This window comes from Streptomyces macrosporus, assembly GCF_039533145.1.
Classification (GTDB): domain Bacteria; phylum Actinomycetota; class Actinomycetes; order Streptomycetales; family Streptomycetaceae; genus Streptomyces; species Streptomyces macrosporus.
On sequence record NZ_BAAASZ010000017.1, the window covers coordinates 108,950 to 124,500 of the forward strand.

General features: G+C 74.6%; 14 protein-coding genes and 1 pseudogene. 8 read left to right on the plus strand and 7 right to left on the minus strand.

Going from position 1 to position 15,551, the window contains the following annotated elements:
* Window positions 1-103 precede the first annotated feature (103 nt).
* The 4 genes and pseudogenes from ABD335_RS08940 to ABD335_RS08955 all read left to right on the plus strand — a co-directional run bounded on the left by ABD335_RS08940 (window position 104) and on the right by ABD335_RS08955 (window position 2,864).
* The gene (locus ABD335_RS08940) at window positions 104-565 is read left to right on the plus strand and encodes a Crp/Fnr family transcriptional regulator (protein ID WP_344321591.1); all 462 of its coding nucleotides are present in this window, start codon (window positions 104-106) and stop codon (window positions 563-565) included.
* A gap of 53 nt (window positions 566-618) precedes the next feature.
* Window positions 619-1,302, plus strand: a pseudogene (locus ABD335_RS08945) (CBS domain-containing protein).
* 168 nt (window positions 1,303-1,470) lie between these two features.
* Window positions 1,471-2,190 (plus strand): response regulator, encoded by a 720-nt coding sequence (locus tag ABD335_RS08950; RefSeq protein WP_344321593.1) that lies wholly within the window; start codon window positions 1,471-1,473, stop codon window positions 2,188-2,190.
* A 161-nt stretch (window positions 2,191-2,351) separates the two neighbouring features.
* Window positions 2,352-2,864, plus strand: coding sequence for a pyridoxamine 5'-phosphate oxidase family protein (locus ABD335_RS08955; protein ID WP_344321594.1), 513 nt, complete (start codon window positions 2,352-2,354; stop codon window positions 2,862-2,864).
* A gap of 3 nt (window positions 2,865-2,867) precedes the next feature.
* Here ABD335_RS08955 and ABD335_RS08960 read toward each other — a convergent pair whose 3' ends face one another.
* The gene (locus ABD335_RS08960; RefSeq protein ID WP_344321595.1) at window positions 2,868-3,431 is read right to left on the minus strand and encodes a GNAT family N-acetyltransferase; all 564 of its coding nucleotides are present in this window, start codon (window positions 3,429-3,431) and stop codon (window positions 2,868-2,870) included.
* Between the two features lie 101 nt (window positions 3,432-3,532).
* Here ABD335_RS08960 and ABD335_RS08965 point away from each other — a divergent pair, with 101 nt between their 5' ends.
* Window positions 3,533-4,081: a GNAT family N-acetyltransferase gene (locus tag ABD335_RS08965; RefSeq protein ID WP_344321596.1), complete on the plus strand. Its 549-nt coding sequence runs from the start codon at window positions 3,533-3,535 to the stop codon at window positions 4,079-4,081.
* Window positions 4,082-4,122: 41 nt separating this feature from the next.
* On the opposite strand, the gene ABD335_RS08970 is transcribed toward ABD335_RS08965, so the two are convergent.
* On the minus strand, window positions 4,123-4,404 hold the full coding sequence (locus ABD335_RS08970) for a helix-turn-helix domain-containing protein (RefSeq protein WP_344321597.1): 282 nt from the start codon (window positions 4,402-4,404) through the stop codon (window positions 4,123-4,125).
* Between the two features lie 77 nt (window positions 4,405-4,481).
* Here ABD335_RS08970 and map point away from each other — a divergent pair, with 77 nt between their 5' ends.
* Window positions 4,482-5,249, plus strand: coding sequence for a type I methionyl aminopeptidase (gene map / locus ABD335_RS08975; RefSeq protein WP_344321598.1), 768 nt, complete (start codon window positions 4,482-4,484; stop codon window positions 5,247-5,249).
* Between the two features lie 178 nt (window positions 5,250-5,427).
* Here map and ABD335_RS08980 read toward each other — a convergent pair whose 3' ends face one another.
* The 5 genes from ABD335_RS08980 to ABD335_RS09000 all read right to left on the minus strand — a co-directional run bounded on the left by ABD335_RS08980 (window position 5,428) and on the right by ABD335_RS09000 (window position 12,907).
* On the minus strand, window positions 5,428-5,835 hold the full coding sequence (locus ABD335_RS08980; protein ID WP_344322104.1) for a four-helix bundle copper-binding protein: 408 nt from the start codon (window positions 5,833-5,835) through the stop codon (window positions 5,428-5,430).
* Window positions 5,836-6,062: 227 nt separating this feature from the next.
* A complete protein-coding gene (locus ABD335_RS08985) occupies window positions 6,063-9,614 on the minus strand; it encodes a substrate-binding domain-containing protein (protein ID WP_344321599.1) in 3,552 nt (1,183 codons plus the stop codon).
* Between the two features lie 144 nt (window positions 9,615-9,758).
* Window positions 9,759-10,730 carry a pectate lyase family protein gene (locus tag ABD335_RS08990; protein ID WP_344321600.1) on the minus strand — a complete coding sequence of 324 codons (972 nt, stop codon included), beginning with the start codon at window positions 10,728-10,730 and terminating at the stop codon, window positions 9,759-9,761.
* A gap of 495 nt (window positions 10,731-11,225) precedes the next feature.
* Entirely contained in the window at window positions 11,226-11,621 is a 396-nt protein-coding gene (locus ABD335_RS08995; protein ID WP_344321601.1) for a nuclear transport factor 2 family protein, read from the minus strand.
* 221 nt (window positions 11,622-11,842) lie between these two features.
* Entirely contained in the window at window positions 11,843-12,907 is a 1,065-nt protein-coding gene (locus ABD335_RS09000; protein WP_344321602.1) for a bile acid:sodium symporter family protein, read from the minus strand.
* A gap of 110 nt (window positions 12,908-13,017) precedes the next feature.
* Between ABD335_RS09000 and ABD335_RS09005 the strand changes: the two genes are divergently transcribed.
* Complete coding sequence (locus ABD335_RS09005) at window positions 13,018-13,545, plus strand: DinB family protein (RefSeq protein ID WP_344321603.1); 528 nt, start codon at window positions 13,018-13,020, stop codon at window positions 13,543-13,545.
* 203 nt (window positions 13,546-13,748) lie between these two features.
* Entirely contained in the window at window positions 13,749-15,539 is a 1,791-nt protein-coding gene (locus ABD335_RS09010) for an AMP-dependent synthetase/ligase (protein ID WP_344321604.1), read from the plus strand.
* Window positions 15,540-15,551 lie beyond the last annotated feature (12 nt).

Genomic DNA, 15,551 nt, shown 5'->3' on the forward strand with positions numbered 1-15,551 from the left:
GCCCCGTCGGGCGGAGCCGCTCGACGATGACGGTGGGCCCCGCCTCCCACCCGGGACGCGAGCGCCCCCCGCGTACGGCAACCGATCGGACGGGAGGCCCACCATGATCTCCACCCCCACGAGCCTGTTCGGCGCGTTGCCCCCCGAGGGACGCGCGCGGCTGATGGAGTTCGCCCGCGAGGTGTCCTTCCCCGCCGGCGCCCGGATCTTCGAGGAGGGCCGCCGCGCCGACCGGTTCTGGGTGATCCGGACCGGTTCGGTCACGCTCGACCTCCACGTGCCCGGCCGCCGCGCGGCCGTCGTCGAGACCCTCTCGCCCGGCGACCTGCTGGGCTGGTCGTGGCTCTTCCCGCCCTACACCTGGCACCTGGGCGCCGAGGCGCTCAGCCCGGTGCGGGCGGTGGAGTTCGACGCCGCCCGGGTGCGGGAACTGTGCGAGGAGGACCCGGTGCTGGGGCGCGCGATCTCCACCAAGGTGGCCGAGATCGTCGCGCACCGGCTGCAGAGCGCCCGCACCCGGCTGCTGGACCTGTACGGGCCGCACGGCAGCGGCCCGCGTCCGTGAGGCGCGCGGACATCCGGACCGTCCCGGCCGTGACCGGACCCGAGGAGGACACCATGGACGGCACCCCGTGGATCGTCGACGACGTGACGACCCACACCGTCGTCGCCATCGGCCGGAACGCCCCCTTCAAGCAGATCGTGGCGCTCATGGAGCAGTGGGGGATCGGCGCCCTGCCGGTCCTGGAGGGCGGGAGCCGCGTCGTCGGCGTGGTCTCCGAGGCGGACGCTGCCCAAGGAGGCGTGCCGCGGCAGCGCCCCCGGCCGCATGGAGCAGGTGCGGCACCCGCAGGAGCAGGCCCGGGCGGGGGCCGTGACCGCGGGCGAGTCGACGACGGCGCCCGCGGTCTGCGTCCGCGCCGGGGCGACCCTGGCCGAGGCGGCCCGGATCATGGCGCGCAGGCGCGTCAAGCGGCTGCCCGTGGTGGACGCCGGGGGCGCGCTGGTCGGCGTCGTCGGTCGCGGCGACCTGCTCCGGGTCTTCCTGAGGCCCGACGAGGACATCGCCCGGGAGGTGCACCGTGAGGTGTCCGTCCCCCTCTTCCCGGACGGGGAGGTGGGGGTGCGGGTGTCGGAGGGCGTGGTCGTCTTCACCCGCCGCGTCCGCGACACGGCCCTGGTACCGGTGGCGGCCCGGATGGCCCGCGCGGTCGAGGGGTCGTGGACGTCGGGTTCGACCTCGTCCGCCCCTCCGTTCCGGAGCGCCGTCCGGCGCCGCCCGTGGCGGGCCCGCCGTCCTGAGCCCGCGCTTCCGAGGCCCGCCGGTCCCGCGGTTCCGCCGGCTCCGCTCCGGGGCGTTCCGGAACACGCGGGGGACGGGCCGTTCGGCCCTGGCGTCGGACGGACCCCGGAGGGCACGATCGGGGGTCGGGGACGCGTGCGCCCCGACCGACGGCGTGAAGGAACGGTATGACCCAGGCCCGGCAGTTCTCCCCCCGGTCACCGATCCGGGTGTTCCTCCTGGACGACCACGAGGTGGTGCGGCGCGGCGTGCGCGACCTGTTGGACGCCGAGCCCGACATCGAGGTGGTCGGCGAGGCGGGCACGGCCGAGCAGGCACTGACGCGCGGCCCGGCCCTGCGCCCGCACGTCGCCGTGCTGGACGTGCGGCTGCCGGACGGCGACGGGATCACCGTCTGCCGCGAGCTGCGGTCCCGCATGCCCCGGCTGGCCTGCCTGATGCTCACCTCCTTCGACGACGACGACGCCCTGCTGGACGCGATCATGGCCGGCGCCGCCGGCTACGTCCTCAAGCAGATCAAGGGCTCGGACCTGGTGTCCGCCGTCCGCACGGTCGCCTCCGGGCAGTCCATGCTCGATCCGGCCACCACCGCCCGGCTGATGAACAGCCTGCGCGTCCAGGAGACCCAGGGGGCCGCCGAGGAACCGCGGGACGCCGTGCCGGCCTCGCTGACCCCCCGCGAGCGCGACATCCTGGCCCTGATCGGCGAGGGGCTGACCAACCGGCAGATCGGCCAGAGGCTCTACCTGTCGGAGAAGACGGTCAAGAACAACATCTCCCGGCTGCTGGCCAAGCTCGGGGTCGAGCGGCGCGTCCAGGCCGCCGTCATCGCCACCCGGGCCGCCCCGCCGCCGCACGGTCCGTCCTCCGCGCGCCCCTCCCGCTGACGCCCCCGGCCGGCACACCGCCGGCTCCGCTCCGGCACCGCCCTTCCTCGGCGTCCGCGCGGAGGGGCGGTGTCCTCTTTCGTCCCGGATGGGGATTTCCGTCCCGGATGGGGACCGACCGGCCCTATCCGCGCCCTCGGCGGCGTCCGCACCATGGGGACGTGCACCGACACGACGGCTTCCGCGAACTCGCCCGGCGGGAGTGCCTGCGCCTGCTGCCGCAGGTCCCTCTGGGACGTGTGGTCTACACCGAGAACGCGCTGCCCGCCGTCCTTCCCGTCCACTTCTTGGTGGACCACGACCACGCGGTGGTCCTGCGCACCTCGGCCGCCTCCCGGATGGCCCGGGCGGTGGACGGCGGCGTGGTCGCCTTCGAGGTGGACTCCTTCGACGAGGCGACGCGCTCCGGGTGGAGCGTGGTCGTCACCGGACGCGCCGCCCTGGTGACCGACCCCGACGAGGCCGAGCGGCTCGCCCGGCGCGGACCCGTCGCCTGGGCGCCCGTCGAGGACGGGATCCACGTACGGATCGAACCCGAGCTCGTCACCGGACGCGTGCTGCAGGGCGTGGCGGCGGCCCGTCCCGTCTCCCCCGACACGGCCGGGGAGGCCCGGCCCGGCCACCGCCCCGGCGTCCGGGCGTGCGGGAGCGCCGGGTCCGCGACGAGGTCGTAGGCGTCACCGGCCGCGGGGACGGGAGGGGCGGTCCTCCTTCTCCCGGATCTTCTCCCGGGTCCGCTCGTCGAGCCGCTTCTCGAACCAGTGCTCGGCGTACCGCGCGCCGTTGTAGTCCGGGATCTCCGCGTATCCGCTCCGCGCGTACAGGGCGCGGGCCTCGACCAGGTCGCCACGGGTGTCCAGGCGCATCACCCGCGCGCCGAGGACCTCGCGGGCGGCGCGTTCGGCCGCCTCCAGCAACCTCCGCCCCCCGCCGGTGCCCCGCGCCTCGGGGCGTACGAACAGCCTGGTCAGCTCGGCCGTCTCGGCGTCCAGCACGCGCAGCCCGACGCATCCGGCGGGCCGGCCCCCGTACCGGCCCACCAGGAAGTGCCCGGTGGGGGCGGTGAGGTCGTCGCTGGGCTCCTCGGCGAGCACCTCGTCGAGCTCCGCGTCCGTGACCGGGCGGCCGTGATGGCGGCCGACGATGTCGTCGTAGTACGCGCGCAGCAGGGCGGCCGAGTCGGGGTGGCCGACGGGCAGGGGCGCGATGTCCCACGAGGCGTTGTTCCACAGGGCGTCCACGCCCCACATGCTCACAGGCGCGTCCCGGCGTGTCCCCCGGTTTTCTCCGCCGGCCCGTCGTACCCGGCTCCGGTGTCGCACCCCGGCCCTAGGGTGACCGCATGTCACAGCCGAACACACCGCCGCGGGTGCGGATCGAGCCGTGGGGCGAGGACGACCTCCCCCTGCTGCGGCGCACCAACACGCCGGAGATGACGGAGCACCTGGGCGGCCCGGAGACCGAGGCGAAGGTCCTGGACCGCCACCGGCGGTACCTGGCCATGTCCGCCGGCGCCGCCACGGGCGCGGGGTGCATGTTCCGCGTCGTCCTGCTCCCGGAGGGGCGGGCGGAGGGGTGGTCGGTGGGCACCATCGGCTACTGGGAGCGCCCCTGGCGGGGCGGGACGGTCTACGAGACCGGCTGGAAGGTCCTGCCCGAGTTCCAGGGCCGCGGCATCGCGACCGCCGCCGCCCGGGCCGTCGCGTCCCGTGCCGGGGCGGAGCGCAGGCACCGGTTCCTGCACGCCTTCCCCTCGGTGGACAACCCCGCCTCGAACGCGACCTGCCGCAAGGCGGGTTTCTCGCTGGTCGGCGAGTGCGACGTCGAGTTCCCACCGGGCCGCCTCATGCGCGGCAACGACTGGCGTCTGGACCTCGCCGCGCACCGCTGAGGGAGGGCGCCGGTCAGGGTTCGGCGGTGGCTCGGGGCGGTTCAGGCCGACAGCGCCCGTTGTTCGTCGTGGCCGGTGTCCTCCGGCACGCAGGCGGCGGCCAGTTCGTCCAGGGACGTCCCCAGCACGGCGGCCAGGGCGGCCACGGTGAAGAAGGCCGGGGTGGGCGCCCGGCCGGTCTCGATCTTCCGCAGGGTCTCCGCCGACACCCCGGCCGCCGCGGCGACCTCGATCATGCTGCGTTCACCGCGGGCCCGGCGCAGCAGCGCGCCCAGGCGTTCCCCCCGCGCGCGTTCCCACGGGGTCAGGGGAGTTCTCACCATGACCGTGATACTAATACCGGTATAAGAATTGGATTCCGTCGCGGGTGCGGCGGCGAGGGACGCGGGGAGCGCGGCACATGGTGGAGATCAAGACCGACACGGCACTGGAGACCATGCGGGAGGCCGGGCGCGTCGTGGCCCGCGCGCTGGCCGCCGCGCGGGACGCGGCCGGCGTCGGGGTGTCCCTGCTGGAGTTGGACGAGGCGGCGCGCGCCGTCCTGGACGAGGCCGGCGCGCGTTCGCCCTTCCTGGGCTACCGGCCCTCCTTCGCCCCCACCCCGTTCCCCGCGGTGATCTGCGCGTCGGTCAACGACGCGATCGTCCACGGCGTCCCCGACGGCCGCCGCCTGCGCGACGGCGACCTGGTGAGCATCGACTGCGGCGCGGAGCTGGACGGCTGGACGGGCGACGCCGCCGTCAGCTTCGTCGTCGGCACCCCGCGCCCCGCCGACCTGGAGCTGATCAAGGCCACCCGGGAGGCCCTCGACGCGGGCATCGCCGCGGCGACCGTCGGCAACCGCGTCGGCGACATCTCCCACGCCATCGGCTCCGTCGTCCGGGCGGCCGGCTGCGGCACGCCACGGGACTTCGGCGGTCACGGCATCGGCCGCCGCATGCACGAGGACCCCTCCGTGCCCAACCGGGGGCGTCCCGGCCGGGGTTTCCCGCTGCGCCACGGCCTGGTCCTGGCCATCGAGCCGATGCTCATGGCGGGCGGGAGCGACGACTACCGCACGGACGCCGACGGCTGGACGCTGCGGACGGTCGACGGCAGCAGGGCGGCCCACTTCGAGCACACCGTGGCGATCACCGAGGAGGGCCCGCGCGTCCTCACCCTGCCCTGAGCCCCGTCTCGGGCCGGGCTCGCTCCTCGCCGGGGCGGGCCGGGGACCTCGCGGACGACCGCCCGGAGCGGTCGGGCGGTGTGCTCGTGGGCGCGGGCCGGACGGCGCGGGACCTCGGGTACGGGGCGGGTGGACGCCCGGCCGCGGAGAGTCGCCGGGTGTCCACCGGGGAGAACCGTCAGAGGGTGGCCAGGAGTTCGTTGCACGCCTGCTCGCAGCGGCGGCACGCCTCGGCGCAGATCCGGCAGTGCTCGTGCATGTCGGCGTGGCGCTCGCACTCCTCCGCGCAGGACTTGCAGACCATGGCGCAGGCCTGGAGCTGGGTGCGGGTGATGTTGGCGTCGTAGCCGGTGTGCCGGGAGAGGATCTTGCCGGTGGCCTCGCAGATGTCCGAGCAGTCCATGTTGGTGCGGATGCACTTGCGCAGCTCGGCGACCATGTCCTCGGACAGACAGGCGTCCGCGCAGGCCGTGCAGGCCTGCGAGCAGTCGAAGCACTCGGAGATGCAGCGCTCCATGGCCCCGCGGTTGACGCCGCCGAGATCGGCCGGATAGGTCCGCAGCATGTCCTTGACCATCGTGGTCATCGCCATCGCCTCTCTTCCGTCCACCGGGCCGGCGACCGTGCCGCACCGGCCCGTGCGTGTTACGCCCCCCCGGGTGACCCGGCCTCCGCGTGGACAAACACGTCACCGGCCGGAGTCCGCGACCGACGTCGTACCGGGGCCGCGGCAGCGGGCGTGAGCCCCGCCCGGACCGCTCCGCGCCCCCCCGGACCGCCCGGGTGCGCGGACGGCCCGTGCGCCGGCCCGGTCTACGAGGCCTCCCGGTAGGCGTGCGGCGCGATGCCGGTGACCTTGCGGAAGACGCGGCTGAAGTAGGCGCGGTCGTGGAAGCCGACCGCGCGGGCGACGGCCTGGACGCTGTCGCCGCTGTGCCGCAGCCGCTCCTTGGCCCGTTGGACGCGCAGCCGGGTCAGGTACTCCCACAGGGGCACCCCCAGTTCGCGGTGGAAGAGCCTGCTGAGGTGGTCCTCGCTGATTCCGACGGCCCGGGCGACCTGCCAGCGCGAGATGCGGTGGCGGTAGTGCTGCTCCAGGTAGGCCAGGGCGTGGCGGACCGGGGCGCGGGTGCGGGAGGTCGCCGGTTCGGGGCGCCGCACCATGGCGGTCAGCAGGGCGGCGGTCTCCGCCTCGGTCAGGATGTCCCGGCCGAGGAAGACCATGCCCGGGTGCGGCTCCGCGCGGCGGACGTCGTCGTCGGTGAAGCCCCGGTCGCCGACCATCAGGACGGGCAGGTCCGAGCGGCCCGCGCCGTCGCACATCCCCTCGACCGTCCCCTCCACGACGTCGAAGCCGTCCATGTCCGGCAGGTCCCGGGAGACCACGAGCAGGCAGGGGGCGTCCTCCGCCAGCAGGGCCAGGGCGGCGGTGCCGTCCGCGGCGGTGCGCACCGTGCGGCCCGGCAGCACCCCGGCCAGCAGCCGCCGCCACCGTTCGCGGCCGGCGGCGGAGGCGTCCACGACCACCGCGGGCCGGGTCGGGCCCGGCGGCCGCAGGGCGCGCAGCGCCTGGTCCAGGTCCGGGCCGGAGACGGGGCCGTAGAGGAGGAAGGGCGTGTGCCGCAGCGCCGGGTGGTCGTGCAGCCGCTGGACGGACGCCCACTCCTGCGGACGGGCCCCGTCGGCGTCCCAGACGACGGCGCAGGGCCTGCTCCGCGCGACCAGGGAGGCCAGGTCGTCGTCCGGGCCCAGCCGGCGCAGCCGCAGCCCCTGCCGCCGGGCGAAGGCGGTGACCTCCGGGGGCGGCGCGGTGGTGGCGGCGACCAGCACGGTGCGGGCGCCCGGATCGTTCCCGGCGGCGGGGCCGGTGGGCTCCACCGGCGTGGGCAGCGGCAGGTCGAGCCGGAAACCGCCGCCGGCGGGGCCGCGGTCGAGGGTGACCGATCCGCCGTGGAGGACGGCGAGGCGCCGGGCGATGGCCAGGCCGAGCCGCGATCCGGGCTCGCCGGAGGCGAAGGGCTGGAAGAGGTGCTCGGCCTCCGCCGGCGGCACGGACAGTCCCCCGGCGACGACGCGGACGCGCAGCAGCGTGGGCAGGACCTCGGCGGTCAGCCGCAGCCGTCCGCCGTCGGCGAGGTGTCCGGCGGCGGTCAGCAGGTTGAGGACGATCTGGCGCAGCCGGGGGGCGTCGGCCCGGATCGCGGGGAGGCGACCGGGCAGCGCCAGGTGCCAGTCGGCGCCGGCGGGACGGTTCCAGGCGGCGTTGTGGAACGCCTCGGCGAGCACCGGGCGGGGGTCCAGCAGCCGCCGGGACAGGTCGAGGGCGTCGATCTCGGAGCGGGACAGGTCCAGCAGGTCGTCGATCAGCCGCAGCAGGCGCGAGGCGTCCTCGTGCGCGCGGCGCAGCGCGGCGGCCCCCGCGTCGGCGCCCGCGTCGGCACCCGCGTCAACGCCGGGGGCGGGATCGTGGGCGGGGTCGGGGGGCCGGGTGTGCCGCAGGATCGCCTCGACCGGTGTGCGCAGTTCGTCGGTGGCGTTGTCCAGCAGTCGGGTCTTGAGCCGGCTGGCCTGCTCGGCGGCGTCACGGGCGCGGCGCACCTCGTCGAACAGCCGGATGCCCTTGAGCGCGGCGCTGATCTGGTCGCCCAACGCCCGGTAGAGGGCGCCCCGGTGCGCGGCGCTTCCCCCGGTCCCCCCGTCGAAGAGGGCGACGCCGAGGTGCTCGTCGCCGATGTGGAGCGGTTCGGCGATCAGGGTGAATCGGCGGTCCTCGGGCAACAGCCCGTCCGGTAACAGCAGTTCGGCCGGGTAGGGGACGGCGTACGGGTCGTCGGGGGCCGTGCCGTACGGGCCCGGCCGGGGCCGTGGGCGCTCGCCGGGCGCGGGCACCGGCCGGGCGAGCGGACGGCCCTCGCCGCCCGCGGCGGGCCGACCGTCCTCGTAGAGCACCAGGCGGCACCCGGGCACGCCGGTGCCGGGCAGGTGGCGGGCCAGCGCCCCGGTGAGGTCGTCCAGGTCCACGGCGGTGGTCAGCGCGGTGCCCAGCTCGCGCAGTCGGCGGGAGTTCTGCTGGTCGGTCCAGCGGTCGTACTCCAGCAGCCGGTGGGACTTGTCGGCCACCATCAACCGGGCCTGGCCCAGCAGCCGCTCGGCCCGGACCCGCGCTCCGGGGGGCAGGGCGGGGACGGCCAGGTCCCGGGCGCGCAGCAGCGAGCGGTCCCAGTCGGCCGCGTCCTCGGCCGTCCGCACCCGGTTCCCCACCAGGCGTTCGACCAGGCAGAGGAAGGCGCTGCCGGACCTCCCGCCCGGGTCGGCCGCGCCGGCGAGGTCCGCGCGCAGCGCCGCGGAGAGCGCCGGGCCGTGCCGCGGCAGGTCCGGGAACAGCTCCTCGGGCAGGGTGCCGTCGCCGGGCGGCGCCTCCGGTCCGGCCCCCTGGGCGACCAGGGGCGAGTGGCAGCCGCAGGAGCGGCGGACGACCAGGGTGCCCGACACCGCGCTCCGCGCGGGCGGCGGGGTGCCCCGCAGCCGGGCGAGGAGGGTGTCCACGGCGAGCGCGCCGAGTTCGGCGAAGGGCAGCGCGACCGAGGTCAGCGGCGGGTCGGCCAGCCGTGCCTCCAGCGAGTCGTTGAAGCCGACGACCGCCACGTCCTCGGGCACCCGCACCCCGCGCCCGGTCAGGAACCGCAGGGCGTCGGCGGCCAGGACGTCGCTGCAGGCGACCACCGCGTCGAAGTCGCGGCCCGGCAGCAGCCCGCGGACGTCGACCAGGACCCGCATCGCGGCGGCGCCGGCCCCGCCGCCGAAGTCCGCCGAGGCGACGACCAGCGACCGGTCCTTGGGGATGCGGTGCCGGGCCAGGGCCTCGGTGTAGGCGCGGTGGCGGTCGCGGGAGACGGGGTTGGCCAGCGGTCCCCGCACGCAGGCGAGTCGGCGGCGGCCGTGGTCCTTCACCAGGTGGCTGACGGCCGCCCGCATGCCCGCGTAGCTGTCGAGTTGCAGCGTCTCGTGGCCCTCCAGGGCCCGGTTGAGGCTGACGACCGGTAACTCCCCCAGCCGTGCCACCAGCCGCGCGGCCCGCTCGTCGTCCGCGGCGGGCAGGCCCAGGGTGGAGGTCCAGCAGATGACGCCGTCCAGCCGCTCGGGGCCGACCAGGTCGTACAGCGCGGTGCGCGGCGCCCCGGCGGGCCGCAGCGGCCCGCCGGGGAAGCACACCAGGTTGACGTCGTTGCGTTCGGCCGCCGCCAGGACCCCGGACCACAGGGTGGCGCCGACGCCCAGGTGGATGTTGGCCGTGACCAGCCCGATGGTGGGCCGGTCCCGCTCCGCTTCGTCCCGCCACGCCGGTGCGGGTCCGCGTTCCGCCATGGACAGCCTCGTTCGTCGGTCGGAGACGGCCCCCCTGCCGCGTCGGTACGTGCCCGTCGGGTCGCAGGACGATAGCGGCGGGTACGCGTTCGGGCAAGACAGACGGCACGTCTGCCTTGCCCGAGCGGTGTGGGGGGAATCCGGTCAGATCTTGCCGACGCCCGCCCCCGCGGTCACGATCGACTTCACGCCGGACGCCGCGTCGGGCGTGTAGCCGTAGGGGATGGGGGCGACGGAGCCACCGGTCTCGCCCGAGCCGGAGTTGACGAAGTGGTTGTTCTTCGCCTGGAGTCCGCCGACGTCCGAGGAGCCCTCACCGCGGTGGAAGGGGTCCTCGACGTTCTCGAAGTAGTTCCCCTCGACCAGCACGCCGGCGTTCTCGGTGGAGGCCACGCCGTAGCTGCCGATGTTGCTGTAGTAGTTGTTCAGCACGTGGACCGGGTTGCCGAAGCGGACCCGCGGGTGACGCTGGTTCGTCCCGTCGAACCAGTTGTGGTGGTAGGTCACCCGCAGCTTGCCGGTGTCCTCGCCGCCGTTGCTGTCGGAGTGCCCCAGCAGGAAGGTCTTGTCGTGGTCGTGGACCCGGTTCCACGACACGGTGATGTTGTCCGACGCGCGCTTGATGTCGAGCGCGCCGTCGTTGGCGTCGGAGATGTCGTTGTGGTCGATCCAGACCTTGGTGGAGTACTCGACGTTGATCGCGTCGTCGTTCGACCCCGAGAACGTGAGGTTCCGGATGATCACGTTGTTGACCTTGCTGACGTTGAGGCCGCTTCCGGTGATCCTCCCGGAGGTGCCCACGCCGATGATGGTCTTGTTCGACGTCACCTTCGTCATGCTGCTCAGGTTGACGGTCCCGTTGACCTGGATCACCAGCGGCTCGGTGCGCTTCACGGCCTCGGTGAACTGACTGGCGTTCGACACGGTGACGGTGGCACCGCCCGCGCCTCCGGTGGTGCCGGCGCCGAAGCCGATGGGCTGGTTGGCCGCCAGGGGACGCGGCGACTCGGCCTCCGCGGCCACACCGTTGAGAGCGTTGACGCCGGTGAGGGTCAGCGCGGCGGCCGTGGCGGCCAGGGCGCTGGCGATCTTGACCCGTGCGCTCGTCCTGCGCATGGCAATCTCCGTCCGAAGAGGGGGGTGGGGGACTCGCATGCATGCGTCTGTGCCGGTACCGCGCGGCGACTCGAGACGATGCTAGGAAGCCCCCTGTGGACGATGACGGGGACCGTGTGGACTATGGCGCGCACACGACGGAACGCGCTCCGCCGACCGAACTCTCGGCGAACACGGCGGAGTACACACCCCTCCGCGTCCGCCGCTCCGGCGGAGGCGGCGGTTTCTCCGTGTCGGTGACGGTGTCTCCCCGGCCGCACCGGGCCGCGCACCGGCCGGTCTCGGACCGGTGGGATCGCCGGGATGTCGGCGACCGTCCTCACGAGGCGGCCGCGACATCCCGGCGGGCGAGGACGGACGCTCGGGACGCCCGGCCACCGGCGGTCACGGTCCGCCGGGACCGCTCACGCCACGGACGTCGGGGCGTCCGGCGCCGGCCCCGCGTCCGACCGGGCTCCGGCCACGGCTCGTGGCCGCCTCGGGTCGGGGATCGGGTCAGGCCCAGAACTCGTCGAGCTCGTCGAGGTCCTCGACGCACTCGTCCAGGTCGGTGATCTTGTCGCCCACGACGCGGAAGACGATCCCGCCCGTCGCGTCGAGGGTCCTGCCGTTGCGCTCGCCGGTCATGCGGTGGTGGGAGACCACGTGCCCGCGGCCGTCGACCAGCAGGTGGCGCAGTTCCACCCGGAACGTGCCGTCGGTCTCCTCGCCCAGACGTCGGTACATCCGCAGGATGGCGTCCTGCCCCTTGAAGTCGCCGGACAGCGAGTTGTTCCCCGGGACGTGGTGCGTGGCGTCCTTCGCCATGATGTCGCGCAGGGTGTCCATGTCCTGTCGGCCGAAGGCCTCGTACCCCCTGCGGACCAGCGCGGCGTGCGGGTGCTCTGCCATGATCGTCGCCACCCCTCGCACATCGATCACGTGTGCCCTGACACGTCCCATTCTCCCTCTTCGGTCGCGCCCCGCACAGCGCGACCGCGGCGCGGGCCGTGTACGGCGGTGCTCCGGGGCGAGGACGCCGTCGACCCCGTCGAACGCCCGGAGACCTGCCGGTCGACCTCGGCCGCCCCCTTCCGGTGGGCCGGTGCCGGCCCACCGGAAGGGGGGCGACCCTACGTCCGGTCCCCCGCCTCCTCCGCCTCCTCCGCCGGCGGGCGAGTGCGGCGGGAGAACCAGGCCGCGGCCAGGGCGCCCGAGACGTTGTGCCAGACCGAGAAGACCGCGGCGGGCAGGGCCGCCGCCGGGCTGAAGTGCGCCGACGCCAGGGAGGCGGCCAGGCCGGAGTTCTGCATCCCGACCTCGAAGGTCAGGGCCCGGCTCGCCGGATCGCCGAGCCGGCCGAGCCTGCCCACCGCGTAGCCGAGGGCCAGGCCGAGACCGTTGTGCAGGACGACGGCGAGGAACACCGTCCCCGCCGCCGATCCGAGGGCGTCGGCGCTGCCCGCCACCACGATCGCGACGATGACCCCGATGGCCAGCACCGACAGCCACGGCAGCGCGGCCTGCGCGCGGGTGACGAGCCGGCCGGCCGACAGCCGTACGAGCAGGCCGGCGAGGACGGGCAGCAGCACGGTCTTGAGGATGGAACCCACCATCGACCCGGTGTCCACGGGCAGGTACTCGCCGGCCAGCACGAGCGTCAGCGCGGGCGTGAGGAGCGGCGAGACGACGGTGGAGACGCTGGTCAGCGACACCGACAGGGCCACGTCCCCCCGCGCCAGGTACGTCACCACGTTCGACGCCGTGCCACCGGGGGCGCAGCCCACCAGGATCACCCCGGCGGCCAGTTCGGGAGGGAGGCCGAGCGCCTTGGCGACCAGCCAGCCGGTCCCCGGCATGATCACGTACTGGGCGGCCAGGCCCAGCGCGACCGCCCCGGGGCGCCGCAGCACCTCCTTGAAGTCCGGCGGCGTCATGGTCAGCCCCATGAAGAACATCACCACGCCCAGCAGGTACGGCACCGAGGGCGCCCATCCGACGAAGGACGACGGGCTCAGCAGTCCGGCCACGCCCGCGAGCAGCACGAACAGCGGGAAGAGGGTGACGGCCCGGCGGGCGCCGCGGTCCTCGGCGGCGGTGGGGGCGGTGGCGCCGCGGTCCGCGGCGGGGGCGGTGGTGTCGAGGGTCGGGGCCGGCTCCGTGCCGGCGCCCCGACCGTCCTGGTCCTCTGATCGCATTCGCTCGATGGAACTCCCCCGGCGTGTTCTCCGCAAGCGCCGTTCTCCGCGAGCGCATTCCGCACCCCGCCCCGTCCCGTCCGTCGAGGTCCTGTGCCAGGGTGGCGGGTGTGAACACGACACCGGACGGCCGCCCCGTCCCGCCCCCGCGCGCCGACGAGCGCACCATGCTGGAGAGTTGGTTGGACTTCCACCGCGCGACGCTGGAACTCAAGTGCTCGGGGCTCGACGACCAGCGGCTGCGCCAGGCCTCGGTGCCGCCGTCGTCGATGACGTTGCTGGGGCTGGTCCAGCACCTGGCGGAGATCGAACGCAACTGGTTCCAGCGGGTGTTCGCCGGCCTCGACGTGCCACCGGTGTTCGAGGAGGGCGGGCGGGACGGCTTCACGCTCGTCCCGGACCGCGGGATCGACGAGGCGCTGGCCGCCTGGCGCGCGGAGGTCGCGCGGAGCCGCGAACTGATCGCCGACGCCTCGCCGGAGGACTCCGGCCGGCTCTCGGAGCAGGAGGCGGAGCACGTCGGCGGCCGGGAGGTCTCCCTGCGCTGGATCCTGATCCACGTGATCGAGGAGTACGCGCGTCACAACGGCCACGCGGACCTGCTCCGGGAACGTCTCGACGGCGCCACGGGGCCGTGAGGCGCGGCGCCCGGCGTGCGCGGGGCTCCGGACCGCCGGGCGCCACGGCACCCAAATCGCACAGAAGCGCGCTTTTGATCAACCCCTAGGCAGCAGGGACATTGGCCGGTATTTTTCGCTCTCTGCCGCCTGGACGCGGCACGGCGGAGTACGTCGATGGGGGTGCCGTGCGCGACTTCAGTCTTCCTCCTCTGGTGGAGCCCATGCGAGCGGGAGGTCTCGCGGACTCGGTCTACGACAGGGCCGAACGCGAGCCGGGGTTCGCTCAACTCGCCCGGCGCGACGGTCCGGGCGACGAGTGGACCACGGTCACCGCGTCCGCCTTCCGTGACGAGGTGTTGGCCCTCGCCAAGGGCCTGCTGGCCGACGGCGTGCGGTTCGGCGACCGGGTCGCCGTGATGGCGCGGACCCGCTACGAGTGGACGCTGTTCGGCTATGCGCTGTGGTCGATCGGCGCGCAGGTCGTGCCCGTCTACCCCACCTCCTCCCCCGAGCAGGTGCGCTGGATCCTCTCCGACGCGCGGGTGGTGGCGATCGTGGTCGAGCACGAGGACCACGCCATGACGGTGGGCGCGGTGTGCGACGCGGCGCCGTCGCTGCAGCGCATCTGGCAGCTCGACACCGGTTGCATACGGCACCTGGTCGAGCAGGGGCGGGAGGTTCCCGACGATCTGGTGGACGGTCACCGCCGCGCGGTGACACCGCGGACGGTCGCCACCGTCACCTACACCTCCGGCACCACCGGGCGGCCCAAGGGGTGCGTGATCACCCACGCCAACCTCGCGGCCGAGTGCGACATCCTGTTCGCCGGGTGGTCCGACATCCTCGCCGAGCCGGGCGAGCGGCCGTCGATCCTCGCCTTCCTCCCGCTGTCGCACGTCTACGGCCTGATGGTGCAGGTGTTCTGCATCCGCTGCGGGGTGCTGCTGGGGCACCAGCCGGACATCACCCCCACCGAGCTGCTGCCCGCCCTGGCGTCCTTCCGTCCGACCTTCGTCTTCGCGGTGCCGTACGTCTTCGAGAAGATCTTCCGCAAGGCGCGGCAGGTCGCCGTGGAGGCCGGCAAGGGCGACCTCTTCGACCGCGCGGCGGACGTCGCGGTGCGCTACGCCGAGGCCGTGGAGCGGCGGGACCTGGGCGAGGGCTCCGGCCCGGGCGCGGGGCTCCGGGCCTCGCACGCGTTCTTCGACCGTCTGGTGTACCGGAAGCTGCGGGCGGTGCTGGGCGGGCGGGTGCGGTACGCCGTGTCGGGCGGGTCGACGCTCCGGCGCGAGCTCGGCCTGGTCTTCGCGGGGGCCGGGGTCACGGTCTACGACGGCTACGGCCTCACCGAGACCACCGCCGCGGTGACCGGTCAGCCGCTGGGGCGCGTCAGGTACGGCACCGTGGGCCGGCCGCTGCCCGGGCACGCCGTCCACATCGCCCGGGACGGGGAGATCTGGGTGCGCGGCGACGTGGTCTTCGCCGGGTACCTCGACGACCCCGAGGCGACCGGTGCCGTGTTGCGCGACGGCTGGTTCGCCACCGGCGACGTGGGCTGCCTCGACGACGAGGGGTATCTGGTCATCACCGGGCGCAAGAAGGACATCATCATCACCAGCGGCGGCAAGAGCGTCGCCCCCCAGGTGCTGGAGGAGCGCGTCCGCGCCCATCCCCTGGTGTCGCAGTGCCTGGTGGTCGGCGACAACCGTCCCTACGTCGCGGCGCTGATCACCCTGGACCCCGAGGCGCTGGAGCACTGGTCCCGGCTGAACGACGAGAACCCGTCCGACCCGCGGGGGGCGCTGCGCAACGAGGAGCTGTGCGCGGAGATCCAACGGGCGGTGTCCATGGCGAACAACGCGGTGTCGCGGGCCGAGTCCATCCGGGCGTTCCGCATCCTGCCGGCGGAGTTCAGCATGGAGCAGGGGCTCGTCACGCCGTCGCTGAAGATGCGGCGGGCGGCGATCGTGAAGATGTACGCGGCGGAGATCGAGGAGCTCTACACGTCCTGAGACGTGTGCCGG

Bases quoted from the DNA above. Each gene is read 5' to 3' on its own strand.
- ABD335_RS08940 (WP_344321591.1), top strand. From the start codon at position 104: ATGATCTCCACCCCCACGAGCCTGTTCGGCGCGTTGCCCCCCGAGGGA.
- ABD335_RS08950 (WP_344321593.1), top strand. From the start codon at position 1,471: ATGACCCAGGCCCGGCAGTTCTCCCCCCGGTCACCGATCCGGGTGTTC.
- ABD335_RS08965 (WP_344321596.1), top strand. From the start codon at position 3,533: ATGTCACAGCCGAACACACCGCCGCGGGTGCGGATCGAGCCGTGGGGC.
- ABD335_RS08970 (WP_344321597.1), bottom strand. From the start codon at position 4,404: ATGGTGAGAACTCCCCTGACCCCGTGGGAACGCGCGCGGGGGGAACGC.
- map (WP_344321598.1), top strand. From the start codon at position 4,482: ATGGTGGAGATCAAGACCGACACGGCACTGGAGACCATGCGGGAGGCC.
- ABD335_RS08980 (WP_344322104.1), bottom strand. From the start codon at position 5,835: ATGACCACGATGGTCAAGGACATGCTGCGGACCTATCCGGCCGATCTC.
- ABD335_RS08985 (WP_344321599.1), bottom strand. From the start codon at position 9,614: ATGGCGGAACGCGGACCCGCACCGGCGTGGCGGGACGAAGCGGAGCGG.
- ABD335_RS08990 (WP_344321600.1), bottom strand. From the start codon at position 10,730: ATGCGCAGGACGAGCGCACGGGTCAAGATCGCCAGCGCCCTGGCCGCC.
- ABD335_RS08995 (WP_344321601.1), bottom strand. From the start codon at position 11,621: ATGGCAGAGCACCCGCACGCCGCGCTGGTCCGCAGGGGGTACGAGGCC.
- ABD335_RS09000 (WP_344321602.1), bottom strand. From the start codon at position 12,907: ATGCGATCAGAGGACCAGGACGGTCGGGGCGCCGGCACGGAGCCGGCC.
- ABD335_RS09010 (WP_344321604.1), top strand. From the start codon at position 13,749: ATGCGAGCGGGAGGTCTCGCGGACTCGGTCTACGACAGGGCCGAACGC.